27 protein-coding genes are annotated in these 25,938 nt (G+C 70.6%); 16 read left to right on the top strand and 11 right to left on the bottom strand.

Annotated elements, in window-relative coordinates; all coding sequences use genetic code 11:
* The first annotated feature begins 188 nt into the window (after positions 1 to 188).
* From ACPA54_RS38340 to ACPA54_RS38325, 4 genes are all read left to right on the top strand, one after another.
* Entirely contained in the window at positions 189 to 995 is an 807-nt protein-coding gene (locus ACPA54_RS38340; protein ID WP_423537080.1) for an SDR family NAD(P)-dependent oxidoreductase, read from the top strand.
* Positions 992 to 1,813 carry an SDR family NAD(P)-dependent oxidoreductase gene (locus tag ACPA54_RS38335; protein WP_423537078.1) on the top strand — a complete coding sequence of 274 codons (822 nt, stop codon included), beginning with the start codon at positions 992 to 994 and terminating at the stop codon, positions 1,811 to 1,813. Before ACPA54_RS38340 ends, ACPA54_RS38335 begins: the two co-directional genes overlap by 4 nt.
* Positions 1,814 to 1,956: 143 nt before the next feature.
* Positions 1,957 to 2,922, top strand: coding sequence for an alpha/beta hydrolase (locus ACPA54_RS38330; RefSeq protein ID WP_423537076.1), 966 nt, complete (start codon positions 1,957 to 1,959; stop codon positions 2,920 to 2,922).
* A 96-nt stretch (positions 2,923 to 3,018) separates the two neighbouring features.
* The gene (locus ACPA54_RS38325; RefSeq protein WP_423537074.1) at positions 3,019 to 4,173 is read left to right on the top strand and encodes an amidohydrolase family protein; all 1,155 of its coding nucleotides are present in this window, start codon (positions 3,019 to 3,021) and stop codon (positions 4,171 to 4,173) included.
* A 14-nt stretch (positions 4,174 to 4,187) separates the two neighbouring features.
* On the opposite strand, the gene ACPA54_RS38320 is transcribed toward ACPA54_RS38325, so the two are convergent.
* Entirely contained in the window at positions 4,188 to 5,003 is an 816-nt protein-coding gene (locus tag ACPA54_RS38320; protein WP_423537072.1) for an SDR family NAD(P)-dependent oxidoreductase, read from the bottom strand.
* A gap of 57 nt (positions 5,004 to 5,060) precedes the next feature.
* Positions 5,061 to 6,314 carry an amidohydrolase family protein gene (locus ACPA54_RS38315; RefSeq protein WP_423537070.1) on the bottom strand — a complete coding sequence of 418 codons (1,254 nt, stop codon included), beginning with the start codon at positions 6,312 to 6,314 and terminating at the stop codon, positions 5,061 to 5,063.
* A 197-nt stretch (positions 6,315 to 6,511) separates the two neighbouring features.
* Between ACPA54_RS38315 and ACPA54_RS38310 the strand changes: the two genes are divergently transcribed.
* The gene (locus tag ACPA54_RS38310) at positions 6,512 to 7,159 is read left to right on the top strand and encodes a TetR/AcrR family transcriptional regulator (protein WP_423537068.1); all 648 of its coding nucleotides are present in this window, start codon (positions 6,512 to 6,514) and stop codon (positions 7,157 to 7,159) included.
* Between the two features lie 226 nt (positions 7,160 to 7,385).
* Here the strand turns inward: ACPA54_RS38310 and ACPA54_RS38305 are convergent, their stop codons facing one another.
* The 7 genes from ACPA54_RS38305 to ACPA54_RS38275 form a co-directional block, all read right to left on the bottom strand.
* Complete coding sequence (locus ACPA54_RS38305; protein WP_423537066.1) at positions 7,386 to 8,270, bottom strand: metal ABC transporter permease; 885 nt, start codon at positions 8,268 to 8,270, stop codon at positions 7,386 to 7,388.
* The gene (locus ACPA54_RS38300; protein WP_423537064.1) at positions 8,267 to 9,178 is read right to left on the bottom strand and encodes a metal ABC transporter permease; all 912 of its coding nucleotides are present in this window, start codon (positions 9,176 to 9,178) and stop codon (positions 8,267 to 8,269) included. The genes ACPA54_RS38305 and ACPA54_RS38300 overlap by 4 nt, the downstream gene beginning before the upstream one ends.
* Positions 9,165 to 10,097: a metal ABC transporter ATP-binding protein gene (locus ACPA54_RS38295; protein WP_423537062.1), complete on the bottom strand. Its 933-nt coding sequence runs from the start codon at positions 10,095 to 10,097 to the stop codon at positions 9,165 to 9,167. Before ACPA54_RS38295 ends, ACPA54_RS38300 begins: the two co-directional genes overlap by 14 nt.
* Positions 10,094 to 11,062 carry a metal ABC transporter solute-binding protein, Zn/Mn family gene (locus ACPA54_RS38290; protein WP_423537060.1) on the bottom strand — a complete coding sequence of 323 codons (969 nt, stop codon included), beginning with the start codon at positions 11,060 to 11,062 and terminating at the stop codon, positions 10,094 to 10,096. The genes ACPA54_RS38295 and ACPA54_RS38290 overlap by 4 nt, the downstream gene beginning before the upstream one ends.
* A 412-nt stretch (positions 11,063 to 11,474) precedes the next feature.
* On the bottom strand, positions 11,475 to 12,320 hold the full coding sequence (locus ACPA54_RS38285; protein ID WP_423537058.1) for a WD40 repeat domain-containing protein: 846 nt from the start codon (positions 12,318 to 12,320) through the stop codon (positions 11,475 to 11,477).
* Positions 12,321 to 12,590: 270 nt separating this feature from the next.
* On the bottom strand, positions 12,591 to 13,316 hold the full coding sequence (locus ACPA54_RS38280) for an MBL fold metallo-hydrolase (protein WP_423537056.1): 726 nt from the start codon (positions 13,314 to 13,316) through the stop codon (positions 12,591 to 12,593).
* A gap of 70 nt (positions 13,317 to 13,386) precedes the next feature.
* Entirely contained in the window at positions 13,387 to 13,941 is a 555-nt protein-coding gene (locus tag ACPA54_RS38275; RefSeq protein WP_423537054.1) for an isochorismatase family protein, read from the bottom strand.
* Positions 13,942 to 13,981: 40 nt separating this feature from the next.
* On the opposite strand from ACPA54_RS38275, the gene ACPA54_RS38270 reads away from it, so the two are divergent.
* Complete coding sequence (locus ACPA54_RS38270) at positions 13,982 to 14,434, top strand: MarR family winged helix-turn-helix transcriptional regulator (RefSeq protein ID WP_423537090.1); 453 nt, start codon at positions 13,982 to 13,984, stop codon at positions 14,432 to 14,434.
* A 776-nt stretch (positions 14,435 to 15,210) separates the two neighbouring features.
* Here the strand turns inward: ACPA54_RS38270 and ACPA54_RS38265 are convergent.
* Both ACPA54_RS38265 and ACPA54_RS38260 read right to left on the bottom strand, forming a co-directional pair.
* The gene (locus tag ACPA54_RS38265; RefSeq protein WP_423537053.1) at positions 15,211 to 15,591 is read right to left on the bottom strand and encodes a fluoride efflux transporter FluC; all 381 of its coding nucleotides are present in this window, start codon (positions 15,589 to 15,591) and stop codon (positions 15,211 to 15,213) included.
* On the bottom strand, positions 15,581 to 16,081 hold the full coding sequence (locus ACPA54_RS38260) for a fluoride efflux transporter FluC (RefSeq protein WP_423537051.1): 501 nt from the start codon (positions 16,079 to 16,081) through the stop codon (positions 15,581 to 15,583). The genes ACPA54_RS38265 and ACPA54_RS38260 overlap by 11 nt, the downstream gene beginning before the upstream one ends.
* Before the next feature lie 178 nt (positions 16,082 to 16,259).
* Here ACPA54_RS38260 and ACPA54_RS38255 point away from each other — a divergent pair, with 178 nt between their 5' ends.
* From ACPA54_RS38255 to ACPA54_RS38210, 10 genes are all read left to right on the top strand, one after another.
* A complete protein-coding gene (locus ACPA54_RS38255) occupies positions 16,260 to 17,231 on the top strand; it encodes an urea transporter (RefSeq protein ID WP_423537049.1) in 972 nt (323 codons plus the stop codon).
* A 50-nt stretch (positions 17,232 to 17,281) separates the two neighbouring features.
* Positions 17,282 to 17,587: an urease subunit gamma gene (locus ACPA54_RS38250; protein WP_423537047.1), complete on the top strand. Its 306-nt coding sequence runs from the start codon at positions 17,282 to 17,284 to the stop codon at positions 17,585 to 17,587.
* Positions 17,588 to 17,590: 3 nt separating this feature from the next.
* A complete protein-coding gene (locus ACPA54_RS38245) occupies positions 17,591 to 18,460 on the top strand; it encodes a sirohydrochlorin chelatase (protein ID WP_423537045.1) in 870 nt (289 codons plus the stop codon).
* On the top strand, positions 18,457 to 18,894 hold the full coding sequence (locus ACPA54_RS38240; RefSeq protein WP_423537043.1) for an urease subunit beta: 438 nt from the start codon (positions 18,457 to 18,459) through the stop codon (positions 18,892 to 18,894). The genes ACPA54_RS38245 and ACPA54_RS38240 overlap by 4 nt, the downstream gene beginning before the upstream one ends.
* On the top strand, positions 18,894 to 20,618 hold the full coding sequence (ureC, locus tag ACPA54_RS38235) for an urease subunit alpha (RefSeq protein ID WP_423537041.1): 1,725 nt from the start codon (positions 18,894 to 18,896) through the stop codon (positions 20,616 to 20,618). The genes ACPA54_RS38240 and ureC overlap by 1 nt, the downstream gene beginning before the upstream one ends.
* A gap of 3 nt (positions 20,619 to 20,621) precedes the next feature.
* On the top strand, positions 20,622 to 21,365 hold the full coding sequence (locus ACPA54_RS38230) for an urease accessory protein UreF (RefSeq protein ID WP_423537039.1): 744 nt from the start codon (positions 20,622 to 20,624) through the stop codon (positions 21,363 to 21,365).
* Between the two features lie 76 nt (positions 21,366 to 21,441).
* Positions 21,442 to 22,062, top strand: a complete 621-nt coding sequence (gene ureG / locus ACPA54_RS38225; RefSeq protein ID WP_423537037.1) for an urease accessory protein UreG — start codon at positions 21,442 to 21,444, stop codon at positions 22,060 to 22,062.
* A gap of 79 nt (positions 22,063 to 22,141) precedes the next feature.
* On the top strand, positions 22,142 to 23,101 hold the full coding sequence (locus ACPA54_RS38220) for an urease accessory protein UreD (protein ID WP_423537088.1): 960 nt from the start codon (positions 22,142 to 22,144) through the stop codon (positions 23,099 to 23,101).
* 50 nt (positions 23,102 to 23,151) lie between these two features.
* Positions 23,152 to 24,498 carry an ammonium transporter gene (locus tag ACPA54_RS38215; RefSeq protein WP_423537086.1) on the top strand — a complete coding sequence of 449 codons (1,347 nt, stop codon included), beginning with the start codon at positions 23,152 to 23,154 and terminating at the stop codon, positions 24,496 to 24,498.
* Positions 24,499 to 24,597: 99 nt separating this feature from the next.
* A complete protein-coding gene (locus ACPA54_RS38210) occupies positions 24,598 to 25,647 on the top strand; it encodes a DUF2776 family protein (RefSeq protein ID WP_423537035.1) in 1,050 nt (349 codons plus the stop codon).
* The last annotated feature ends 291 nt before the right edge of the window (positions 25,648 to 25,938 follow it).

The raw sequence follows: 25,938 nt of genomic DNA, 5'->3' as shown, positions 1-25,938 counted from the left end.
AGGTCATGCGCCAGGGCATCCTCGTCTCCGGCAACCACGGACTCGGCGACGCGGACATCGCCCGCGTCACCGGCCACATCGCCGACTTCCTCAAGGCGTTCTGAAAGCCCCGGGCGCCGTCGCCGAACGCCACCCGGTGACGGCGCCCGGTCCAGGGACCGACAGGACATCCACGAAGAGAGGCAGAGATGTTGCGGTTGAAGGACCGTGTCGCGGTGATCACCGGCTCCGGGGCCGGCATCGGCAAGGGCATCGCCCGTCGATTCGCGGCCGAGGGATGCCGGATCGTCGTGAACGACATCCGTGAAGAACCCGCCCGCGACGTCGCCCGCGAACTCGCCGACGACTTCGGGGTCGAGACGCTCCCGCTGGTCGGCGACGTCACCGAGCGCGAGTTCGCGGTGGGCCTGGTTGACGCCGCCGTGGAGCGCTGGGGGCGGATCGACGTCCTGGTGAACAACGCCTGGGGCGGCGGCCGTACCAACCGCCTGGAGAACAAGACCGACGCGATGTTCGCGCACGGTCTGAACATGGGGCTGTGGGCGGGCTGGTGGACGATGCGTGCCGCATTCGAGCCCATGCGGGCCGCGGGCGGCGGTTCCATCATCAACATCTGCTCCCTGAACGGCGTGAACGCGCACCTCTACACGGCCGAATACAACGTCGGCAAGGAGTCGCTGCGCGCGCTCACGCGCTCCGCGGCCCGTGAATGGGCCGAGTATCAGATCCGCGCCAACGCCATCTGCCCGGGCGCGAAGACCGAAGCGTTCGAGGCGTTTGCCGCCGCCAACCCGGTCCAGGCCGCCGCCGCGGAGGCGAACAACCCCATGGGGCGGATGGGCGACCCGGAGACCGACATCGGCGGTGCGGCGCTCTTTCTGGCGTCCGACGACTCGCGCTATGTCACCGGCAATACCCTGTTTGTCGGCGGGGGCAGCCACATCAACGGTGTCGTGTGGCGGCCGACCCCCGAAGAAGACCGCGAGGCGTCGTGAACGATGCCCCCTGGTCGCGTGCCGGGTCCTCGAACGCCTTTCTGGCCGGCCGCGTAGCGCTGGTGGCCGGAGCCGGCGCCGGGATCGGCCGCGCCACCGCACTCGCCCTCGCCGGGGCAGGCGCCGATATCGTCCTCGCCGCGCGCCGACCGGGTCCGCTGTGCGAACTCGCCGACGAAGTCCACGACACCACCGGAGGCCGTACGGTCGCGATCCCCGCCGACATCGGCGACCCCGACAGCGTCCGGTCCATGATGGACACGGGTGTCGCCGAACTCGGCCGCCTGGACATCGTCGTGAACGTCGCCACCTACAACCCGGGCGGCATCCTCGAAGACCTGTCGCGCGAAGACTTCCGCAAGGCCTTCGACATCAACGTCCTGGGCGTTCTTGAGGTCAGCCGCGCGGCACTTCCCCACCTGCGTCGATCGGGCGGCGGATCGATCGTGCAGATCAGCAGCGAGGCCCCACGCCTCAAACCGGCCGGCCTCGGCGCATACGCCGCAACCAAAGCCGCGATGGAGACCACGTCCGCCGTCCTCGCGCGAGAAGTCGGCCCAGACGGGATCCGCGTCAACGTGGTGGCCGCGGGTACCACGGACAACGCCAAGTTGTCCGGATGGATCGACGAGCTGGCGCGGGAACGCGGCACGACACCCGCCGCGGTCCGCCAAGAGATGGCCGAGGACACCGCACTTCGGCGCATCACCCTGCCCGAGGACATCGCAGCGACGGTCCTCTTCCTCGCCTCTCCAGCCGCGCGCGGCATCACGGGGACGGTCACCCGGGTGAGTTCGGGCCTGCTCCTCGAACCATGACCGTGACCGGGCACGCACCTCTGGACCTTGCGGCCGGCATGTCCAGGCAATCGCCACGGCGGCGACCAGACAGGGAAGGCCGCCATCTCTCGACGTGAACTTCCGTTCAGCGGCGAACGACAAGCCGCACGGGGGGAGTAGATATGTCCCACGTCCGTCACCACCAACCCTGGCTCGTCCCCGAACTCGCTGCCATCTTGGCCGCAGCGCCGGCGACCGTCCCGCTCACGCACGCATCGCTCGCGGCGACACGTAAGCGCGTGCACGCGCATATGTCCGCCCTGGCGCCACCTCGCGAGGTCTACTCGCTCATCGACCGCAGCATCCCCGGACCCGCCGGTCCGATCCCCATGCGTGTCTACCGGCCTCGACCCGCGCCGTGCCTGCCCATCCTGGTGTACGCGCACGGAGGCGGCTGGGTCATGGGGGACCTGGACACCCACGACGCGCTCTGCCGGGAGATCTCCCTCCGTGCCGATGTGGTGGTGGCCGCGGTCGACTACCGCCTTGCGCCCGAGCATCCATATCCCGTGCCTTTGGAGGACTTCTACGCGGCGGCCCAGTGGGTGATCGGCAACGCAACGCAGCTCGGCGCCGACCCCGGCCGGGTCGCCGTCGGGGGCGACAGCGCGGGCGGAAACCTCGCCGCCGCGGCGTGCCTGCTCGCCAGGGACCGCGGCGAACCGCAGTTCGCGGCGCAGTGGCTGTCGTATCCGGCGTTGGACGGGGCATCGGAACGACGCTCGTGGGAGACCTATGCCGACGGCCCGATGCTCACCGTCGACAACGCGCGGACCATGTGGCGGATGTACGCGGGACACGCCGACCTGCGCGACCCCTACCTGTCGCCGCTGCACGCCGACAGCCTGGCCGGGCTGCCGCCCGCTCTGGTCGCCACTCCGCAACACGACCACGGCCACGACGACGCCGCGGCCTTCGCACAACGCCTGCAAGACAGCGGAGTCCCAGTCGAGTTCGCCTCTTTCGAGGGACTGTGCCACGGCTTCCTGTCGCTCTTCGCGCAGGTCCCGGCCGCCATGGACGCCTTGGACATGGGCTGTGACCACCTGCGGTCCGCGCTGGGTGCGTCCGGCCCGACCGGACAGTGAGCACAGGCGCACCGGCAAGGCTCTCGATTTTGCGTTCTCCCTATGTTAATTGTGGTGACGGCGTGGCGAACAGATCGTGATCCCCGGGGAGGGCCCATGACGGTCGTGGACGTGGATACGCATTGGGAGATCAGCCGATTCGCCCCGGGGCAGCACCCGCTGGAGCCATGGCTGGACTCGGCGGGCCGTGACCGGGTCGAGCAACTCGCGCACGGCATCGCGGGGGACCTGCTCGACGCGCTGCCCCCGCGGCGACGGCCGTCCGGAAGAACGCTGATGCCCGGCCTGGTGGAATTCGCCGAGCGCCGCGGCGGGCCCGTCGTCCTGCACCCCGAGCACGACTCCACGGCCGGCGAACGGGTCGCCTGGATGGACCGCGTGGGCATCGACCACTGCCTGGTCAACCCTGGCGGCTACGCACAGACGCTCCAGTTCCTCGGCCCCGACCGCGCGGCCGGGGCGGCACGGTGCAACGACTTCCTCGCCGAGCAACTGGCCGACCATGCCGACCGTCTGCACGGGGTCGCCCTGCTCGACCTGTCCGATCCGCGGGCTGCCGTAAAAGAGTTGGAGCGCGCCCGGAACCGCGGCCACCGCGCCTTCCACCTGTACACCGTCAACGGCCGCCCGCCGGCACCCACGCCGCCCGGCCACCCCGAGTGGGACGACCTGTGGACGGCGGCCACACGCCTCGGCATGCTGGCGTTCATCCACGTCGGCAACACCGCGGCCGACTTCGGCGGCTGGGCGGACATCGGCTGGGACAAGCCCGGGGGAGCCGGCGTGACGGCCCTGACACGCCTGGCCAACACCCAACGTGTCCACGTCGCCCAGAACCTGCTGGTCTCCCTGCTCTACGGCGGCGTCTTCCACCGGCACCCGGACCTGACCGTGTGCCTCGAGGAGATGAAGGTTGCCTGGATCCCCTCCTTCATCGAGATGTGCACACGCCAGTCCCTCCCGTCACCCGGACTCGGCGACTGGCCGTTCCCCACCAGCGGCGGCGACATGCTGCGCCACAACGTCCGGTTCACACCGCTGCCCGGCTTCGGCGACAGCGAAGCCCTCGACATCGTCAGCCGGTACCCCGAACTGGGGATGTTCTCCTCCGACTACCCGCACATGGAGGGCAACGCCGACCCCGTCAACGTCTACGGCCCGCGGCTCGACGGGATCGACGCCGACGTGCGCCGCCGCTTCCTCGGCGGCAACGCCCGCGAAGCCTTCGCCCGCACCGGGGACCCGCTCTGAGCCGGCAACCGGCTTCAGTCCAGGGCGGCGGCGATGGCGGCGGCCCGTTGTTGGAAGTAGCCGACCCATTCCGGGTGGGGGAAGATGTGCGTCTTGCGCGCGGCCATGCCGCGGACGACGAGGTCGGCGATCTCGGCCGTGGAGATACCCGCTTCGATGTTGCGGTAGGTCGCCTCGCGGCGTTCGTCGAGGTCCGGGTCGGTCTCGCTCCGCGGGATGTGGCCTACGGGCGCGTTGCGCTCGTCGTGTCGGATGTCCGTCGCGGTGTAGGCGGGACACAGGACCGAGACGCCGATGTGCGGGTATTCGACGGCGAATTCGGCGGCAAGGGACTCCGACAGAGCCACGACGCCGGCCTTCGAGGCGTAGTAGGGACCCATGTACGGGCCGGTGACGAAGCCTGCCATGGACGCCGTGTTGACGATATGCGCCTCGTCCTGTTCCGCGAGTACGGGCAAGAACAGATTGCATCCGTGGATCACACCGTGCAGGTTGACGCCCAGCGTCCATTCCCACGTCGCCAACGTGGTGCGTGAGAATCGCTGCAGCCCGCCGACACCCGCGTTGTTGCACAGGACGTGCACGGCGCCGAACCGGGCCACGGCGGCATCCCGCAGCGCCTCGACGGACGAAGCGTCGGACACGTCCGTGCGCACCGCCAAGACGTCACCGTGCGCGGCAAGGGACTGGGCGGCGCGCTTGAGCGACGCTTCGTCGTTGTCGGCGACCACCACGCTCATACCTTCCTCCAGGAAGCGCGTGGCCAGGCCGAGGCCGATGCCGTTGGCGCCGCCGGTGACGACTGCCACCCGGCCGTTGAGCGTCTGCATGGGGAGCTCTCGCTTTCCTGTGGTCCTGTATGTCCTACGGGCCGTCGCCGGTGCGGCTCAGCGCGTCCGACTTGCCGACTGCCCGCTCGGTGCGGCCAGTCCCAGTGCCGAGGCGGCGTTGCCGTATACGACGGCGTGCCGAGCGTCCTCGGTGAGCGGGGTGAAGTCGGGGAGGTAGTCGACGGGAGTGGCGCGTCCTTCGCCATGCGGCCAGTCCGAGCCGAAGACGACCTGCTCGGGGCCGAGGAGGCCGACGAGATCGGCGACCTCCGCGTCGAAACCGGGGCTGAGGTAGGGGGCGATGACGATGTGCCGGCGGAAGATCTCGCTGGGGCGTTCGGCGACGAATCCGCCGATCCACTTCGCCCCGCGTGCGGGGTCGTCGACGAAGCCGTGCGCCACGTCGATGTCGCGCAGGAACGGCGCGACCCACAGCGAGCCGTTCTCGATGCTGAAGATCCGCAGGTTCGGGAATCGGCCGAACAGGTTGTGGAAGATCATCGCCGCGATGGTGTCGGTCACCGGGCGCGTGGCGAAGCTCAGATACCACTGGAGGCCGGAGAAGGTCCGGTGGCTCGCGTCGGGGTCCTCGCCCCAGGCGGCGCTCATCATGCGCTCGTAGCCGCTGACCGAGATGTGCAGGCCTACCGGGATGCGGGCTTCGTTCACTCGGGCCCAGAACGGATCGAACCTCGGGTGTGCCGGGGACAGTCCGTCGACCGGGCCCTTGCGTACCAGGATCATGCGCGCCCCGGCCGCCAGGACGCGTTCCAGTTCGGCGACCGCGGCGTCGACGTCCAGCAGCGAGATGAACGGCGGCGCGAACAGGCGCCCTTCGTACGCGAACCCCCAGTCGTCCTCGACCCAGCGGTTGAAGGCGCGCATCGCCGCGGCGGCCGTTTCGGGTTCGTGGGTGAGCTCGGCGTCCCAGGCCAGGCCCGCCGTGGGCAGCATGACCGCCGCATCGACGCCCCAGTGGTCGAGCAGGCGCAGGCGTGTGGTGCGGTCGCGGAACTCCGGTGTGTCGGTGGTGACCAGTTCGAGCGGGGCGGCCGGACCACCGGCGCTGCGGCGGTCGAACATGGCGCCGGGGGCGAGGGTGACGTCGCGCACCCAGCGCTCGAAGCCGATCGCGCGGCCGCCGGCGCGCCACTCGCGGGCGCCGCTGTCGGTGGCCACGGGGCGGGGCACGCGGTCGGCGAAGCGCCGCTCGACGTGGCGCGTGCAGCAGTCGTCGGCCTCGTAGTAGTGCTGGTCGATGTCGATCACCGGGCTCGTCCAACGGCGGCCGTCGGGCTCTGAAGCGTCCATGGGTGGCCTCCCCTCCTTAGAGCGTTACGGCAAGTTAAGGTCTGAAGATGCAAGACGCAAGAGCCTCGAACCGGCGGATCATGGGCCCCGCGCCACGGCTTCCGCCGCACGGGTCCGCGGGCCCCGGGCCGACGGCGCGGCGTTACGATGCGTGCGTTCGCCGCCGGTCGACCGCGGCGCCAGGAAAGGACAGGTGTATGCCGGCCGACCCGCCCCCGTCCCGGTTCCCCGGCGGCGGTGGCAGCCTGCGCGACCCGCGTGCCCACCGCGCGGCACTCGACGCGGCCGTCGAACTGCTGGCGGAAGTCGGTTACGCCGGACTGACGATGGCCGCGATCGCCACTCGTTCCGGAGTCAGCAAACCGACGCTGTACCGCTGGTGGCGCAACGTCGCCGAGCTCGTCCACGAGGCGATCTCCGAGCCCGACCCCGGCATCCCGCCGGACACCGGCGATCTCGAAACCGATCTCCGGAGCTTCGTCACCAGGCTGGCCGCGTACTACGCGCGACCCGAGGTCGCGGCCGCCACGCCCGGCCTGATCTGCGACCTGATGGGCCCTCAGGCCCCACGTCCGGCCGCGGCCTACCCGGCCAACAACGTCTATTTGGACCGCGTCAACGGCATCTTCTCGCGCGCGGCGGCCGACGGCCGCCTCCGCCCGGACGCCGACACCAGGGCCGCCGCCAACATGGTGATCGGCGCGGTGGTCAGCGAAGCTTTGGGGCGCTTGTGGTCCGGCCGACCTCCGATCGACGACCCGAGCCGTACGGCCGAGGGCATCGTCTCTGTGATCCTGCGCGGGCTGCTCCCACCGGTTGCCGCGGGTGATGTCGCCGAGGGCTGACCTGTCAGCGGCTCCGCAATGCCTCGGCCGTCGCCGCCGGGTTCTTCGCCCTCGTCGCCTCTCTTCTCTTTGTCCCTGGCGTCCACGCGTCCGCCGACCGGCGTCGACAAGCACGTCGCACTCGACGCTCCGGGTATGGCGCCCATGCCGCGGTCGCTGCGGTCTGGATGCCGTAGGCGGGAAGCGCCCTGCCCTGCTGGACGGGGCGCCTCCCGCTCGCCGGCCCTCAGCGGCGCACGGCCCGCGCCACGGCGGTGGCTGCGCGATGCCGAAGTACGGTGCCCGGCAAAAACGTCGCGGCGTAGACAGCGGTCGCGGCGGCCATGATGGCGAACGAGGGCGGCAGTCTCGGTGCGGCGGCGCTGAGCAGTAGCCCGGCCCACATCTCCGCGACCGCGAGTCCGGCCGCGAGGGCGAGGCCGCGGTACGGCCGATCGGTGAGCCTCAGCGCGGCCCCCGCCGGGGCGGCGAGCAGCCCGAGCAGGAGCAGGGAGCCCACCGCCTGGGTGGCCTCCGCGGCACACATGCCCACCAGGGCGAGGAAGAACAGGCCCAGCGCGCGTACGGGAACGCCTCGGGCGGCCGCGACGGACTCGTCCAGGGTGGTGAAGAGCAGCGGCCGCGCAATCGCCACCATCGCCGTGGTGACCCCGGCGGCGACGAGGACGGCGACGAGCGTCCGGTCCTGGTCAAGGCCGAAGATGGAGCCGAACAGCACGCTGGTGCCCGCGCCGCCGTTCGCCGCGCTGTGCGAAGTGGCGTAGAGGGTGAGGAAGAACGCGCCCAGTCCCAAAAGCCAGGCGAAGGCGCTGCCGATGACGACGTCGTCCGGGCGGCCACGCGGCCCGAGCGCACCGAGGAGCAGTGCGACGCCGATGGTGGCGGAGAACAGGCCGAGCCGCAGGTCGAAACCGCCCGCGAGCGCGGCCATGGCGCCGGTGAACGCGACGTGGCTGAGCGCGTCTCCGGTGAAGACCTGGGCACGCAGGACGAGGAAGTAGCCGACCAGGCCGGCCGCGAGGGCGATTGCGGTGCCGGCGATGAGGGCGTGTTGGAAGAAGGGCTGGGTGAGTGCGAAGCGTATTCCGCTGGATGCCGCCGACTCGGTCATGCCGCCAGTCCCAACTCGCGTACCCCGCGTGCCCGGCCGAGAGCGGTGGCCGCCGCGCGGATACACCGGGTCAGCACATACGTGCCGAACGCGATGGTGGTGACGAAGAACCCGATGGGGTAAGGCTGGTAGTAGGCCGCGATCAGTCCACCCCAGCAGCACGCGAGAGCGATCGCAACCGCGAGGATCAGGCTCAGCGCCGGGCGCGCCGTCAACTGCTGAGCGGTCGCGGCCGGGATCACCATGAGGGCGAACACCAGCAGCGCGCCGGTGATTTGGCTTGCCTCCGCGGTCGCCGCGCCCAGTACGGCCAGGAACACGGTGCCCAGCAGGCGCACCGGCACTCCGCGTCCCGCGGCCACTTCCGGGTCGACGGAAGCGAACAACAGCGGACGCGCGATGAGCGCGAGCACGGCCAGGACGATTCCGGCGGCTGCGGCGAGTACCGCGACCTGGCTGGTGGTGATGCCCAGGAAACTCCCGAAGAGCAGCGACTCCGGTCCGCTCATCAGGCCCTTGTAGAGCGTGACGAACAAGAACCCGCAGGCGAGGGCGAAGGCTTGGAGTGTGCCGGTGATCGCCGACGCCTGGCCTCCGGTATCGGCGTGGCCTCGTGGGAGGACCGCGAGAAGCAGTGCGACACCGACGCAGAACCCGAAGTATCCCCACGCGAGCGGAAGTCCGAGCAGTGCAGCCAGTGTCGCGCCTGGAAACGCGACGACTGAGAGTGTGTGGCCCGCGAAGGTCTGGCGCCGCAGCACCATGAACCAGCCGACCGCTGCCGAGACGACGGCGACGATAGTCCCCGCGCGGAAAGCGTTGACCATGAACGGATAGGCCCACATGTCGTGGAAGTCGGCGAGCAGGTTCCAGGAGAAGGACGGTGATGCGCCGTCAGCGAGCCGCATGCGCGGGCCCCGTTCCTTGGACGTGCCGGCCGCAGTGCGGCCCGGCGGTCTCGGGCTGACCGACGACCACCAGCCGCCCACCCGAGGTGCGCAGCACTTCGATCGGCGTCCGGTACAACCGCGTGAGCGTGGCCGAGGTGATCACCTCCGCCGGCGGGCCGGCCACCGCTGCGCCTTCCGCGAGGTAGACGACCTGGTCGAGGTGGTGGACGATCGGGTTGACGTCGTGCGCGACCATCGCCACGGCGACGTTCTCCTGGCGGCAGATGCGCCCGAGAAGCCCGCTCAGCGCGCCCTGGTTGGGCAGGTCCAGGCTGTCCAACGGCTCGTCCAGCAGCAGGAGTTCGGGGCCGCGCACCAGGGTCTGCGCGATCAAGAGCCGCTGCTGCTCGCCACCCGAGCACGCGCCGATCGGCCGGTACGCGTACGCGGTGGCGCCGACCAATGCGATGACTTCCTCGACGCGTTCGTGTGCGGCGCGTTGCCGCGCGAGCCGGCGGCCGGGCAGCGGGACGCCCCATCGGTCGCCGTCCAGACCCAGCCGGACGACGTCGATCCCGCGGATCCGCAGGTCCGGGCCGAAGCTGCGCCGCTGCGGCAGGTAGCCCACCCTGCGGTTGACCTGGCCCGGCCGCCCGCCCAGCACCCGAACCTCGCCGGCTGCGGCGGGCACGGCGCCGAGCAGCATCTTGAGCAGCGTGGACTTCCCGACCCCGTTCGGCCCGAGGACGGCGGTGAACTCCCCGGCCTTCACGTTCAGGTCGACCCCGGACCACAGCGTTCGGCCGCCGACGCGTACGGCCGCCCCGCGCAGTTCGAGCGCCGGGTGGCCGTCCGCCGGCTCCGGGGCGGGCGGCGCGGCGGAATGGCCGGTCACGATGCGGTGGAGGGCGCCGCGGATCATCACGCCGGTGTTCATTTGCCCATCGCCTGCTTCAGCGCGTCGGCGATGCCCAGGAGCTGCGTGGTCTGCCAGTCCTGGAAGCTGACGTTGGCCGGTGCGGGGGTTTCCGTGACGGTGGCGACAGGGATGCCCGCGGCCTTGGCGGCGTCGACCTGGGCGGCGATGTCCGGGGTGGAGTTCTGGCTGTTGTAGACATACACCTTGATCTGCTTGCCGCGGATCTGCTGGTCGATCGCGGACTTGTCGGCGGCGGTCGGGTCGGTGCCTTCGCTGGTGGCGTTCAGGAACGAAGCGGGGGTGAGCACCTTCAGGCCGAGGCCTTCGGCGAGGGGGCTGACGATGGATTCCGACGCGCCGATCGGCGTGCCGCCGTAGGTCGCCTTGATGTCGGCTATGAGCTTGTTGTATGGCGCGAGGGTCTCGGTGGTGAACTTCGTTCGTTGCGCGTCGAAGTAGGCTGAGTCGGCGGGGTCGGCCTTCTTGTAGTCGGCGGTGATCTGGTCGATCACCTTGGCGACGCTCGCGGGCGCGTACCACTGGTGCGGGTTGTCGCCCTCCTTCAGCCCGATCAGGTCGCCGACCTTCAGCGCGGTGCGGCCGCTTGCGGGGTTGGCCGCCAGCAGTTTGTCCGACCAGGCGTCGTAGCCGAGTCCATTGGTGAGCACGTAGTCGGCGGTGGCGACAGCGCGGCCGTCGGCGGCGGTCGGCTCGTACTCGTGCGGGTCCGCGTCGGGGTTGTCGATGATGCTGGTCACCTTGACGTGCTCGCCGCCGAGTTGGGCCGCGATGCTGCCCCAGAAGTTCTCGGCCGCGACCACGCTCAGCACCTTGCCGCCGCCGGGCGCGGTGTCGGCGGTCTTCTCGGTCTTGCCCGACGACGTGGAGCACGCGCTGACGGCGACGAGGGCGGTGGCGGCGGCCGTACCGGCTATCAGGCGGGTGAGGCGACGACCGGCGGCCGGCTGGACGGAACTGCGCATGGCGGAGAACTCCTCAGAAGCGCCGCGCCCGAGATGGGCGTGGCTCGGTGGGAACGAAGCAAACACTAGATGGAAATGATTTTCATATCTATGTTGACCATGCAGGTAATGAAAATCGTTACCGAAATTTGGGTGTGAGGGCAGCGATACCAGGCCCTGACGGGATGAGCTGTCCACGACCGGCACGGCGGGAGCGCCTCAGGGGATGGGCGGGTCGGAGGCGGTTCGGGCGCGCCTGGCGTGCCGCCGAACTCGTCAGCGTGCGCTGCTTCGGGCCTCGTGCGGCGGGCGGATGAAGTGGAGTTCGAGTCCGACCGGGGGTCGGCGAGGCCGGGACCGCCCGCCTCGACCCAGCGAAGGACGTCATCTGTGCAGTTGGCGCAGGGCCGCACCACGCCGAGCAACGGCCGGCTCACACGCCCGTCCGCGACGGCAGGACGTACGCGCGCACTCGCCCGTCGCGCCACGCGGCCACCAGCCGGTCCGGACCTGCCCATGTGAGAGCCGCGACAGGCGCGCCGTCGCCATCCAACGTGCGTGTGGGACAGAGCAGTTGCCTCGGGCGCCCGGACGTCGCGCGCCAGAAGGCCACCGTGCCGTCGTCGCCACCGGTGACCAGGTGGCCGGCCCCGCCGGGCCGCCACGCCAGCGCGGTGACGGTCTCGTGACAGCGCAGGACACGCGGCGCGGTGCCTTCAGGGCCCTTTCCGGCGAAGTCCCACACGGAGACTTCGGGTGAGCCGTCCGACGCCAGCCAGAACCCGGTGTCGTCGAAGTCGAGGCGGGCGACCTTGTCGGGATAGCCGGACATGGTCAACTCGCCGCCGTCCCGCGCCCTCCAGATGTGGATCGAGGCGTCCTGGTTGCCGCTGCAGATCCACCGGCCGTTGGGCGATATCGCCAAGGCCAAATGAGAACCGACATACCGGTACGCCGCCACCGGCTTGTCCGTGTGGCGCTCATGGCTGTTGACCGCGCCGTACGCTGCCACCACCAGCCGTCGGCCCTGGCGCATCCAGGCGACGTCCGTGACGGTGGACGCCGCGGGCTCGGTGCACCAGAGCTCCTCGCCGTGCGGCGTGAGGACGAGCGCGCGGCGTCCGGAGGCGACCGCGACCCGCTCGGCGTCCGCCCGCCTGGCGGCCGAGGACCATGCGCCGGATTCACGCACCGTCGCGCGCCCGTCGGAACGCCGCCACAAGGCGTATCCCAGCGGCCCGGTCGCCACCAAGTGCTCGGCACCAGGGGCCAGTTGCACATCCAGCGCGCCGCCGGGCAGGTCGAACGCACCCGTGATGCAGCCGGTCGAGGCCTCGAGTATCCGAACCGCGCCGTCTGCTCCAGCGAGCAGCAGCGACGGTCGGCCGGCGGAATCCGACTCGTCCTGCCCCCAACACCACCAGCCAAGGGGGTGGGCCGTACTGCGAATTCGCCGTGCGGCTGCGCTAAACGACGCGGCGCGACAGTGCCCGGTGATCGTCCGCCGCGCCGCACGTTCTCGGCTCGGGCCCCCGCGCCCGACGGAGGTTCAATCGCCGCAGTCGGCCGCTGCCGACTGGACCGCTTCGCGTACTCGATCCGGTGAGGTGCGCCAGGGGGTGCCGTGGCCGGGGAGGATCCAGGACGCCGGGAGTTCGGCGATGCTGTCGAGGGAGGCGAAGGCCTCGGCCGGGTTGTCGGTGAAGGGGGCGGGTTGGGGGCCCGGGCGTCCGGTGAGGACGTGGCGTGTGGTCAGGGCGTCCCCGACGAAGACCGCGTCGGCGAGGGGGACGTGCACGGCCACGCTGCCCGGCGAATGCCCCGGCGTTCCGACGATTACCGGGTTCCCGGGGAGGTCCAGGACGTCGCCGCTGTCGACCTCGGTGACTTCGGCGACGTAGCGGGGGCGCAGGCCGTTTTTGCGGACGGAGTAGGCGAGGAACCCAAGCGCAGGGCCGAGCCGCAGGGGGCCGAGAGGGACCTTGGGCTTGGCTCCCGTGCGGGCGCGGGCGGCGTCGGCGGCGTGTACGAACACCGGTACGCCATGGACGCTGCGCAGGTGCTCGGCGAAGCCGATGTGGTCGGAGTCGCCGTGGGTCAGCACGAGTCCGCGGATGTGGTCGACGGACTTGCCGAGCGTGCGGAGTTCGCGCTGCAAATCCCGCCAGTGGCCGGGGAGCCCGGCGTCTATGAGGGTGATGCCGTCGGGCGTGTCGATGAGGTAGCAGGCCACGAGATCGTTGCCGAGGCGGTGCAGATGAGGGGCGAGTTCCATGGCGCTTCCTTCGGATGAGGGAGCCCGGACCGAGAGCGGACGTGCGGGCGGTCGGCCGCGGGCGTGATCGCTAGGCCATCAGTTCGTGGAGTGCGGCGATGACACTGCGCCCCGTGGGGGTGGTGAAGTCGCGCACCATGCCGGTGGCGAGGCTCGCCACGGAGGTCACCGTGCCTCCTGCGCCCGCGATCTGATGCAGTGCCGCGTTCTCCGTGCGCTCCGAGATGCCGCCGCTCGCGTCGACCGGGACGACGACGTCGTAGCCGGCGGCCAGCGCGTCGAGCGCGGTGTGGAGGACCACGATCTCCGAGGTCACGCCGCAGATGACCAGCGTCTTGCGATCGTGGGCGGCGGTTGCGTCGCGCCACGGCCGGTCGTCCCAGCAACACGGTCCGCCGCGCACGAACGGGGACGCAGCGGGGAGTTCGGCAATGACGCCGGGTCCGCTGGGCCTGGGTGCGACCGACACGGTGAACGGGATGTCCAGCGCCTGTGCGACCTTGCCGAGCACGCCGGCCGAACGCCTGATGGTGGCGGGGCTGTTGGTGCGGCTCACGGCCACGATGCTGTCCTGAAGGTCGGCGAAGACGATCTGCACGGTGCGGTGATCGAAAATTGTTCTCACCTAAAATCGTTCAGAGAGTGAATGATTAATGGACGGTAGCATGTACGGCGTGAACGACGTCAAGTGGACCCAGACCCTCAACTTCCGATTGGGTGCGCTAGGCGCGCTGGTGGCCGACGAGTACGCGCAGGCGCTGACCCCCCACGGCCTGAAGCCCAAGCACGTCGGTCTGTTGGAGGTGCTCGACTCGGGGCTGGCCGCCTCGCAGCTGGAGATCGCCAAGCTGATGCGAGTGGCGCCCAGCCTCGTGGTCTCCCTCGCCGACCACCTGGAGTCCGTCGGGGCGATCGAACGGCTCCGAGACCCGGCCGACCGCCGCCGCCAGATCCTGAGCCTCACCGATACCGGTCGCGACCTCCTCGCCCAATGCACCGCCGAGGCCGTCGCCCTCGACGCGAAGCTCACCGCCGAACTGACCTCGTCCCAGAGGGCTGCCCTGGCTGCGGCACTCGGGCGCCTGGCGGCGGCCTACGGTCTACCCGTAGACGAGTGAGCAGCGACGGAACCAGGGAGTGGGCGCGTACGCCCTCCGCCGTTCTGCGTCCGCGCATCAGCTTGCAAGACCAGTGGTTGATGGCGGTCTCGTGCGTCACGGGGGACAGCTGGTCGGAGTTGCGGACGCGGTAGGCGCCGGTGACGTAGCCGTTCTCGACGCGCACGGCCAGGACGCCGTCGACCTGTCCGTCGACTCGGACGAGGAGGGCCGGGCCGCCGTTGACCTGTACCGGTTCGAGCGATCTCACGGCGTCGCCTTTCCACCAGCCGCCGGTCAGAAGGCGGGCAACCTTGTCCGGGCCTACGGCGGGCGTAGCAGTGCGTGCCGGCCGCCGCGGCCATCGCTGAGGGCGACGACATCGGGTGCCAGGATGTCGAGCAGGCTCTGCAACTCGCCCGTTTCGACCGCCAGTTGGAACGCCCGGAGCGCAGCCCTGGGCTGGGCGGGGGAAGCCGTGCCGCGGGTCGCCGCGCGGCGACGTGAGCTTGGGCCCGGTAGGCGAGTTGGCGGACCGCGGCCGGGCTCTTGCCGACGGCGCCGGCGATCTCGTCGTAGGGGCGATCTCAGCGACAGTCGCGGTGACTCGGCAAGGCCCGAGGAACGCAACGCTGCGCAGGCGGAACGGCTGACGGACCCGTCATGGGCCACGGGTGAGGACCGATGACTGACGCTGTTTCGTCTGCAGAGGCTGAGGCGGTGGCGTCGTCCGCCGCAGAAGAGGCACCCGCGGCCCCGCCTACCCCTGCGCTTGTCACGGCGTTGTCCGTGTCCTTTCAGTTCCAGATGTCGCGTGCGATGCCCGCGCCCGCGAAGGAAAGTCCCATGCCCAGTACGACGGTGAATGCGAGGTAGAGCGCGGCGAGCGCGGTCCGGCGGGTGGAGGCGAGGGTGAACTGCTCGTACGAGAATGTCGACCACGTGGACAGTGCCCCGCAGAACCCGGTGGCCAGCAGCAGTTGCTCGTTGTCGGTCAAAGCGCCGCGCAGCATCGCCTCGGAGAGGAAGCCGAGGAGCAGGCAGGCCGCCAAGTTGGCAGTCAGCGTCCCGAACGGAAAGGGGCTGTGCACGCGCGATTTGACGGCCACCCCGGTGAGGTAGCGGGTCGGCGCGCCGAGCATGCCGCCGGCGAGGACGAGAAACCAGTCAGTGAGCATCCGCGGACGCCTTCTGGTGCGCGGGGGTGCCGACCGCGGCGCGGGCCGTGAACACGCCGATCGTGACGCCGGCCAAGGCCACGACGATCGTGAGGAACAGATAGCCGAAAGCGAAGCCGTAGGCCTCGCCGCGGATGAGCACCCGGAAGTTGTCGGCGTAGTGCGAGAACGTCGTGAACCCACCGAGAAGGCCCGTGCCCAGGAAGGCGCCGGCCATCCGCTTCGCGCCGGGGAAACGGGCGGTCAGCACCGTCATCAGCGCGCCCATCGCCAGGCAGCCGACACCGTTGACGGTCAGGATCGGCCAGGGGAATTCGGTGCCCGACGTGGGCCACGCTCGCTCGATCCCGTAGCGGGCGCAGGCGCCGATCCCACCGCCGACGGCCACGGCGGCGACGACCGGGAGCTGTCGGCCGGGGGCGTGCTCGGAATGGGCGTGCGCCGGCGGGCGTACCGGACGGTCATTCGTGTCGACGTACGGGTTGGTCACCGGAAGTGCACCTTTCGCACAGCCAGAGCGGTGGTCTATTCAGGCGAAGATTGCCTTCACGGTATGTCACTGAATGTGCATAGATGATCGCATAAGGTAGACAGGGGTGTCGGGCAAAACGCGCCCACTCGGGCCACGGTTTCCTGCTTCGACGTTCCTGTGAATCTCAGGAGATGCCGTGACGCAAGGTGCTGTCGCCGCCGCACGCACCAACCCCCGCCCCTGGGACCGGGAGCCGCTCGCCTATCTGGTCGCGTCCTTGCGCGGTGTCGGCCAGGTCGACCTGCAACCTCAGCTGCTCACCGGTGCGTTCATCCTTGCCGGACTCTGGGCCGCGGGCTGGGAGGTCGGACTCTTCGCCACACTCGGCACGCTGATCTCGACCGCGGCCGCGTACGCGTTCGACGTCGACCGCGGCAGCATCGCCTTGGGCCTCCAGGGCTACTCGGGCTGCCTGACCGGAATCGCCCTGGTCGTCTTTCTGGGCAACCACGTCGCCACCTACATCCTCGCCGTCGTCGGCTGCCTGCTCTGCACGATCCTCACCGCGGCGCTCACCAACCTGGCGAAGCCCTACGCGCTGACCGCGCTGACCGCGCCCTTCTGCCTGGTCTCCGGGGCGATGGTGCTCGGGGCCCCGTCGTTCGACCGGATCTGGCACGGCGGATCGCCCGTCACCAGCGCCACGTCCGGCGACACCGGCATCACCTGGTCCGACCTGTGGCACGCGTTCTTCACCAACATCGCGCAGGTCTTCCTCGTCGGTAAGTGGTACGTCGGCCTGCTGATGCTGATCGGCCTCGCCTTCGCCGGCGTGCGCGTCGCCCTGGCCGCCGCGCTGGGCAGTGCCGTCGGCATCGTCGTGGCCTGGGTGCTCGGCGCGCCGACCGCCCTGATCGCCGAGGGCATCTACGGCTACAACGCCGTGCTGGTCGCCATCGCCGTCGGGGCCGTATTCCTCGCGAACACGGCCTGGAACGCCGGGTACGCGCTGTTCGGCGCGGGCGTGTCCACCGGGCTCACCGCGGCGATCACCTCGCTGTTCAAGCCCTTCCACGGCCACACGTTCACCTGGCCGTTCATCCTCACCACTTGGACGCTGATGGCGGCCGTCGCCTTGCTGCCGCGTCTGCGCCGAGCAGGCCACTGACCCGTTCGGCCCGTGAACACCGTTCTCCGTTCCGAGGAAGGCACCGACGCATGAACCTCGCGCCCCGCGAAATCGACAAGCTGCTCGTCTACGTGGTCGCGGACCTGGCCCGCAAGCGCCAAGACCGCGGGCTCAAGCTCAACTACAGCGAAGCCGTCGCCCTGATCACCGAGGCCATCCTGGAAGCGGCCCGGGACGGCAAATCCGTCGCCGACTGCATGGAACTCGGCCGGCACATCGTCGATGGCGACGCCTGCATGGACGGCGTCCGGCAGATGCTCCCGCTGCTCCAGGTCGAGGCGACCTTTGTGGACGGCACCAAGCTGGTCTCGGTCCACGACCCCATCGGCGGCTGACCGATGGCCGACCGTGACGGGGTGATCCTGGTGTGCGGCCACGAGTCGGGCCGGGGCGCGCACCTGCGCCCGCTCGCCGGGCCGGGCACCGCCGTGGTCACCGCGGGACGGGAACTGCACAGGGCGCTCGCCGCCGGGCCGGCGGACCGGGACACCGTCGTGGTCCCGATGACGCTCGGCCGCGAGCCGAGCCTGGCAGCGGAGAGCGCCCGGACCGTCCGTGCGCTTCCGCCCGAGCTGCGCCGCGGTGTCGCCGTCGCCGATCCGTTGGGCACCGTCGACCATCTGGTCGGCTGGCTTCGCGCCGCGGCATCCCGGCTCGACCCGGACAGCGCGCTGCTGCTCGCGGCCCCCGGCGGCGACCCTCACGAGGACGCCGAACTGGCCCGGGCGGCCTACCTCGTGCGCCGCAACGGACGGCACCGGCTGGTGGAGACGGCCCTGATCGGCGGAGACCCGGACATCGCCGAGGGGCTGCGGCGATGCGTGCTGCTGGGCGCGCGCCGCATTGCCGTGCTGCCCGCGTGGTTCGGCGCGGTTCCGCTGCCGCCCGCGGTCGACGACGTGCCGGTGCGGGACGCCGGTCCGCTGCTCGGCTCCGCGGCGCTGGCCGGTGTCGTCGCCGCCCGTGCCGCCGCGGCGCGCCACCGGCTGCGGGAGCACGGGGACGACGGCGTCGGCCGCGCGCTCGGCGCCGCGGACGGATTCGGACTCGGCCACACCCACGAGCCGGGCGAGCACGACCACACCCACGCCCACGGCCAAGGCCACGACCAGGGCCACCGCCACGCCCACGGCCACGTGCACGACCACGGCACCCCGTCCCCGACTGCCCGCCCCGTGACCGGTGCGGGCGCAAGGAGCCACCCATGACATCGACTATCGGCATCTACCTCTACGGCGACGATCCGGTCGAGATCAACGCCGGACGCCGGACCCTCAAGGTCAAGGTGTCCAACACCGGCGACCGCGCCGTGCAGGTCGGCTCGCACTACCACTTCTTCGAGGTCAACTCGGCGCTGCGCTTCGACCGCGACAAGACCCTCGGCATGCACCTGAACATCCCCGCCGGGACGTCGGTGCGCATCGAGCCGGGCGGCACCCGCGAGGTCGAACTGTGCGAATACGGCGGCACCGCCCGCCTCATGGGGTTCAGCGGCCTGCTCAACGGCAGCACGATCTCCGACCCGGCGCGCATCGAGGCATTCCGCAAGGCCTTCGAAGAAGGCTTCGAAGGAGCCAAGGAGACCAAGGCGACCGGTGCGTCCGAAGGCAAGGGCCACAAGAGCAAGAAGGGCGCGAGCTGATGCCGATCCTCTCCCGCAAGCAGTACACCGACATGTTCGGGCCCACCGTCGGCGACCGCTTCCACCTCGCCGACACGAACCTGATCGTGGAGGTGGAAAAGGACTTCAGCGAAGGCCTGTACGGCGACGAAATCGTGTACGGCGGCGGCAAGTCCATGCGCGACGGCATGGGATCCGACCCGCAGGCCTCAGCCGCCCAGGGCGCGCTGGACACCGTGATCACCAACGTGGTGGTGATCGACCCGATCCTCGGCGTCGTCAAGTGCGACATCGGGATCAAGGACGGCATGATCGCGGGGATCGGCAAGTCCGGCAATCCGCAGACGCAGAACAACGTGCACCCGAAGCTGGTGGTCGGCGCGTGCACCGAGGCGATCTCCGGGGAGCATCTGATCGCCACCGCGGGGGCGATCGACACCCACGTCCACCTCATCTCGCCGCAGCAGGCCGAGCAGGCGCTGACCAACGGCATCACCACGCTGATCGGCGGCGGCACCGGCCCGACCGACGGCACCAACGGCACGACCTGCACGCCGGGCCCGTTCAACATCGCCCGATTCCTTCAGGCGGCCGAAGGACTGCCGGTCAACCTCGGCATCATGGCGAAGGGCAACAGCAGCCGGCCGATGGCGCTCGACGAGCAGATCGAGGCCGGCGCCTGCGCGCTCAAGGTGCACGAAGACTGGGGCGCCACCCCGGCGGTCATCGATTGCGCGCTCGACGTGGCGGACCGGCACGACGTGCAGGTGGCCATCCACACGGACAGCCTCAACGAGTCCGGGTACTTCGAGAGCACCCGCGCGGCCTTCGACGGCCGCACCATTCACACCTTCCACTCCGAAGGCGCGGGCGGCGGCCACGCGCCCGACATCCTGCGGGTGACCGGCGAACCCAATGTCATCCCGTCCTCGACCAACCCGACGCTGCCGTACACCAGGAACTCGGTGGACGAGCTGCTCGACATGGTGATGGTCTGCCACCACCTGAACCACAACATCCCGGAAGACGTGTCCTTCGCGGACAGCCGGGTGCGCGCGGAGACCATCGCCGCCGAGTCCGTGATGCACGACCTCGGAGTGATCAGCATCGTGTCGTCCGACTCGCAGGCCATGGGGCGCGTCGGCGAGTCCGTCACCCGCTGCTTCCAGATCGCGCACCACTGCAAGGACAAGCGCGGCCCCCTGGACGGCGACACCACCCGCAACGACAACCAGCGGGTGCTGCGCTACCTGGCGAAGGTGACCATCAACCCGGCCATCGCGACCGGCATCGCCGACTACGTGGGCTCGCTGGAGGAAGGCAAGCTCGCCGACATCGTGCTCTGGCCGATCCACTCCTTCGCCGCCAAGCCCAAGATGATCATCAAGGGCGGAATCGTCTCCTGGGCCCAGATGGGCGACCCCAACGCCTCGCTGCCGACCCCCCAACCGGTGATCTACCGGCCGATGTTCGGCCAGCTCGGCCGGGCACAGCAGGCCACCCACCTCACGTTCGTCTCGCAGGCCGCCGTCGCCGCGGGCGTCCCGGAGAAGCTGGACCTGAAGCGCACCATGGCGCCGGTGCGCGGCACGCGCGTCATCGGCAAGCACAACATGGTCCGCAACAACGCCCTGCCCAAGGTCGAGGTCGACCCGGAGACCTTCAAGGTCACCCTGGACGGCGAAGTCACGACCATCGAACCGGCCGAGACGCTGCCGCTCAACCAGCTCTACTTCGTGGTGTAGCGGATGTTCTCCAGCCCGGACCAGCCGACCGGCCCGAACCCGTCCCCCGAGCCGCAGCTCGGGGGACTGTCCTCCCTGCTGGTGAGCCTCCAGCTCGCCGACTCCGCCTTCCCGAGCGGCTTCTACACGCTCTCGCACAGCCTGGAGGGCTACGCCCAAGCCCGCGCGGTCACTCCCGAATCGCTGCCCGCGCTCCTCGCCGACCTGCTGCGGCACGGCGTCGGACCGGGCGATGCCACCGCCCTCGCGCTCGCGCACCGGGCCGCGGCCGCGGGCGACCTGGACACCGCCGTCCTCGTCGACCGGCGGCTCTGCGCGGGCAAGCTGAGCCGCGAGATGCGGCAGGCCGCCACCCGCACCGGGCGGCAGCTGCTCGACCTGTCCGCCGAAGTCTTCGGACACCCGGTCGTCGAGGGCTACCTGCGGCGGGTGACGGACCGCCAAGCCCCCGGCACCCAGGCCGTCGCGGCCGGGATCGTGCAGGCCGCCGCCGGCGTGCCCGTCGCCCAGGCCGTGGCCGCGGACCTGTTCGCGTTCAGCGCGAGCTTCGCCGGCGCCGCGCTGCGGCTGCGGCTCACCGACCACCGGAAAGCGCAGGTACTGCTGCGCGGCGCCGCGCCGGTCATCGAGGAGACCGTACGAAGCGCACTGGTCCGCGACCTCGCCGACCTGGGCTCCACCGCCTTCGCCGCCGACATCATGTCCGGCCGCCACGAGCGCGCCGAGGCCCGCCTGTTCGCCAGCTGAGCGGCTGCCAGCGGCAGCCGGAATTCCGGACACCCGATCGCGTGCGGTCCGGGAAGTCCCGACGACAAGGAGCTTTGTGAACGACAACGTACTGCGCATCGGCATCGGCGGGCCGGTCGGCTCCGGCAAGACCGCGCTGATCGAGGCGCTGGTGCCGGTGCTCATCCGGCAAGGCCACCGTCCGGCCGTGATCACCAACGACATCTACACGCAGGAGGACGCCCAGCACGTCCGCCGCACCCTGGCCGGGGTCCTCGATCCCGAACTCGTGGTCGGCGTCGAAACGGGCGCGTGCCCGCACACCGCCGTCCGTGACGATCCGACGATGAACCTCGCGGCCGGCGCCGAACTGCTGGAACGCTTCCCCGACGTCGACACCCTGCTGTACGAATCCGGCGGCGACAACCTGACGCTGACGTTCAGCCCCGCCCTCGTCGACGTCTTCGTGTTCGTCCTCGACACCGCCGAGGGCGAGAAGATGCCCCGCAAGCGCGGGCCGGGCATCACCGAGTCCGACCTGCTGGTCATCAACAAGATCGACATCGCCCGGTACGTCCGCACGGACATCGCCGTGATGGAGTCCGACGCGCACACGGTCCGCGACGGGCGGCCCGTGCTGCTCACCGACTCGCTCGTCGGCGTCGGCATCGACGACCTGGCCGCGTTCCTGGAGTCCCGCCGCAAGGTGCTGATCTGACATGACCACCGCCCCGCCACGGCCGCCGACGGACGGGCTCGTCCCGGCCCGGCAGGCTCCGGGAGACGTGCCCGCCGACATGGACTTCCCCCTGCCGCCGCCGGTAGCCGACCGGCTCGCCGCGGCGCACTGGGCCGCCGGCCACCTCCCGCCCGAGGTGGCCCGCCTTGCCGAGCGCCCCGACACGCTCGCTCCCGGCTCGCCCGCCAAAGTCGGCATCCTCGACCTCGCGTTCGAAGTACGCGGAGCACGCACCGAATTGGTCGGGCGCTACCAGAAGACGCCGCTCCAGATCATGCGTCCGCTGTGGATCGACCCGGCCGAGCCCGGCACCGCGTACGTCTACCTGATGGCCACCGGCGGCGGCATCACGCAGGCCGACCGCTACCGCATCGACGTCCGCTGCGGCCCCGGCGCCCGCGTCCACCTCACCACCCAGGCCGCCACGAAGGTGTTCCGGATGGAGCAGGACTACGCCAGCCAACTCGTCGCACTCACCGCCGCGCCGGGCGCCTACCTGGAATACCTGCCCGACCCCCTGATTCCGTTCCGCGACGCGCGGTTCTACCAGCGCACCACGGTCACCGCCGCACCCGGCTCCACCGTCGTCCTCGGCGAGACCGTCACCGCGGGCCGCCTGGCCCGCGGCGAACGGCACGACTACCAGGTGCTCGCCACCGATCTGGAAATCCACCGCCCCGACGGCACCCTGCTCGCCGTCGACACGCTGCGCCTGGTGCCCGACCGCGGCCGGGACACCGTCACCGGCCCCGCGGTGTTCGCCGGGTACGACCACCTGAGCACCTTGTTCGTCATCGGCGGCCAACGCCCCGCCGCCGAGATCGCCGACACCCTGCACGCAGCCCTGGCCGGACACGACCTGCACTACGGCGTCTCCACGCTGCCCGAGGAATCCGGCGCCTGGCTGCGCCTGCTGGAGGACAGCCCCATCCGCACCGCCGCGGCATTCTCCGACGCCTGGCGGGCCGTCCGCCTGCTGCTCACCGGCAGTCCGGCCCCCGATCTGCGCAAAACCTGACGTCCGCCTCCGCCCCGTTCCGCCGACGAGGAAGTGCCGAGACCGTGCCCATGCTCACCGCGCCCCCGCCGATGCCCCCGGCCTACAACGCCGGCGACACCGCCTGGCTGCTGGCCTCCACCGCCATGGTCCTGCTGATGACCCCGGGGCTGGCGTTCTTCTACGGCGGCATGGTCCGCATCAAGCACATCCTGATGATGATCAAGATGAGCTTCGCGGCCCTTGCATTCGGGACCATCGTCTGGTGGATGCTCGGCTACACCCTGGCCTTCGGACCGGACGTCGGCGGAGCCGGGATCATTGGCAACGTCGACCAGGCGTTCTTCCGGGGCATCCAGATCAACACCCTCACCGGCGCCATCCCGACGTACATCTTCGCCACCTTCCAAATGGGCTTCGCAATCGTCACCGTGGCTCTGATCAGTGGATCCATCGCCGACCGGGCCCTGATGCGCGGCTGGCTGGTGTTCGTCCCGCTCTGGCTGCTCGTCGTGTACGCACCCGCCGCGCACTGGGTCTTCTCGCCCGAAGGCTGGATCCACGACCGGCTCGGCGCCCTCGACTTCGCCGGCGGCCTGCCCGTCGAACTGAACTCCGGCGCGGCCGGACTGGCCGTCGCCCTCGCGCTGCGCGGCCCCCGCGACTGGGCCCGCCGCGAGGAACGCCCCAACAACATCCCCCTGGTGGTCATCGGCGTCGGGCTGCTCTGGTTCGGCTGGTTCGGCTTCAACTCCGGATCCGCGCTCAACGACCAGGGAACCGCGGCCGCGGCGTTCGTCAATACCCAACTCGGCGCCGCGGGCGCCATGGTCACCTGGCCGCTGGTCGAACGCCGGCGCACCGGCCGGGTCACCACCACCGGCGTCGTCTCCGCCGCGGTCGCCGGCATGGTCGCCATCACCCCGGCGTGCGGCGAGATCAACCCGCTCGGCGCGGTCGTCACCGGCCTGGTCGCCGGTTTCGTGTGCGCCTACGCCATCACCCTCAAATACCGCTTCGGCGTGGACGACACCCTCGACGTGGTCGGCGTGCACGGCGTGGGCGGCGTGACCGGACTCGTGATGGTCGGCCTGTTCGCGACCGCCCGGATCAGCGGGCAGAAGGGCTTGTTCTACGGCGGCGGCTGGAGCCTCCTCGGCAAACAGGTGCTCGCCATCCTCGCGATGGCCGCCTTCTCGTTCGCGCTGAGCTGGGTGCTCGCCAAGCTCGTCGACGCCACGGTCGGCTTCCGGGCCGACGCCGAGTACGCCACAGTGCCGGGCGCGGCGGCCGAGGAGGCCTACGACACGCTCACGGCAGACCGCCTCGGCGCCCTGGTGCACGAGAACGCCGCCCGCAGCGACAGCGAACTCAACCAGCGCATCGCCGAGTTGATCCGTGCAAACCGTCACGACTGACACCGTGCGCGGCCCAGTCCCCGCAGACAGCGGCCTCCGTGCAGGAAGCACGGGGGCCGCCCGGGTGCCGTCGCGAGCAGAGGCAGGGGACCCGCCCGCATGAACTACCGCATCAGCCTTCTCTTCCGCGCGATCCCCGTGGTCATGGCAGGTGTGTGTCTCGGCATGGGGCTGACCGTCCTCCGGCACCCCCACCCCGACCCGGACGCCTACGTCGCGGGGCACGTCAACGTCTTCCTCACCGCCATCTGCCTGTGCCTCTTCGCCACGGCGTGCACGATCATCCGCCAACTGCTGGGTCGGTATTCGGCCGCGGACCGCCTCGCCTACCCCATCCTGGCCGGGCTGCTCGCCGCCGGGACTTTCGCGTACGGCGTCCACTTGGCCACGGACCCCGACTCGCCGAACCCGCACAGCCTCGCCGGACACGTCATCCTCGGCCTGGGGCTCATCTGCGGCTGCGTGTTCAGCGTCGTCCTGGCGTCGACCCGCTTCTCCACCATTCCGCTCAACTCCGCCTCGGCGCCGGGCAGTCCGGCCGCGGGGCCGAGCTTCGGCGCGACGTTCGCGCGCCTGCTGCCGTTCCTCCCCTTCGCCCTCGCGCTCACCGCGTGGACGTGGTCGATCGTCCTGCTCGCCGGGGGCGGCCACGGGACCGGCGTACCGCGGTCCACCGCGGGCTTCGTCCTGGCCGGGATCGCCTGCGTGTGCACGGCGCTCATCGGACTGGTCGCCAGCATCCTGCGCCAGGTCCAGGGCACTTACACCGACACCGACCGCCGCGCGTGGCCGGCCCTCGCGGCCGCTGCCGGCGCCGTCTCGCTGCTCTGGGGCATCGGGCTGATCTGCCACGACAACCCGAAGTGGGCGACGCCCGGACTGGTCATGGCCGGCCTCGGACTCGTGTGCTGGAGCATCCTCAGCAAGGTCCTGCTGCTGGCGATCGTCTGGCGGCGCACCGCCGAACTCGCCTCCCGTGTACCGATGATCCCGACGCTGACCGCGCTCTCCTGTCTGTTCCTGTCGACGTTCCTCTTCGAAGCGGACACATCCTCGGTCATCGTGGCCGCCCGCGTCCTGGTCGGGCTCGGGGCCATCTGCTATTCGCTGTTCTCGATCGTGTCGATCCTGGAGAGCGGCACGTCCTGAGGTCCGCAACGCCGCGGTCGTCACCGCCCGGCCCGCGAGAAAGCGCGCGGTGCCCCGTCGGCGCATCGACGCGCTCGCGGCGTTGGCCGGGCAGGCTGCCGTGGCCCGGTTCAGGTAGGTGTTCAGGGTGTCGGCTGGTGCGTCGCGTGCGGCTCGGTTGAGCGCGGTTGCGGTGGCGGCGGGGCTGTGGCCGACGCCCGAGCTGCCGTCGATCGGAAGGCGGTCGTCGGGACTGCTCCATGCTTCCCACGAGTGGACGGCCGCGGTCCCGGGGGCGTGGGGCAGGCCGCG

The sequence above is a fragment of the Uniformispora flossi genome (assembly GCF_049534875.1).
GTDB lineage: Bacteria > Actinomycetota > Actinomycetes > Streptomycetales > Streptomycetaceae > Yinghuangia > Yinghuangia aomiensis.
The sequence above is the reverse complement of the archived record's forward strand: the minus strand, read 5'-3'. Positions and strand labels throughout refer to the sequence as shown.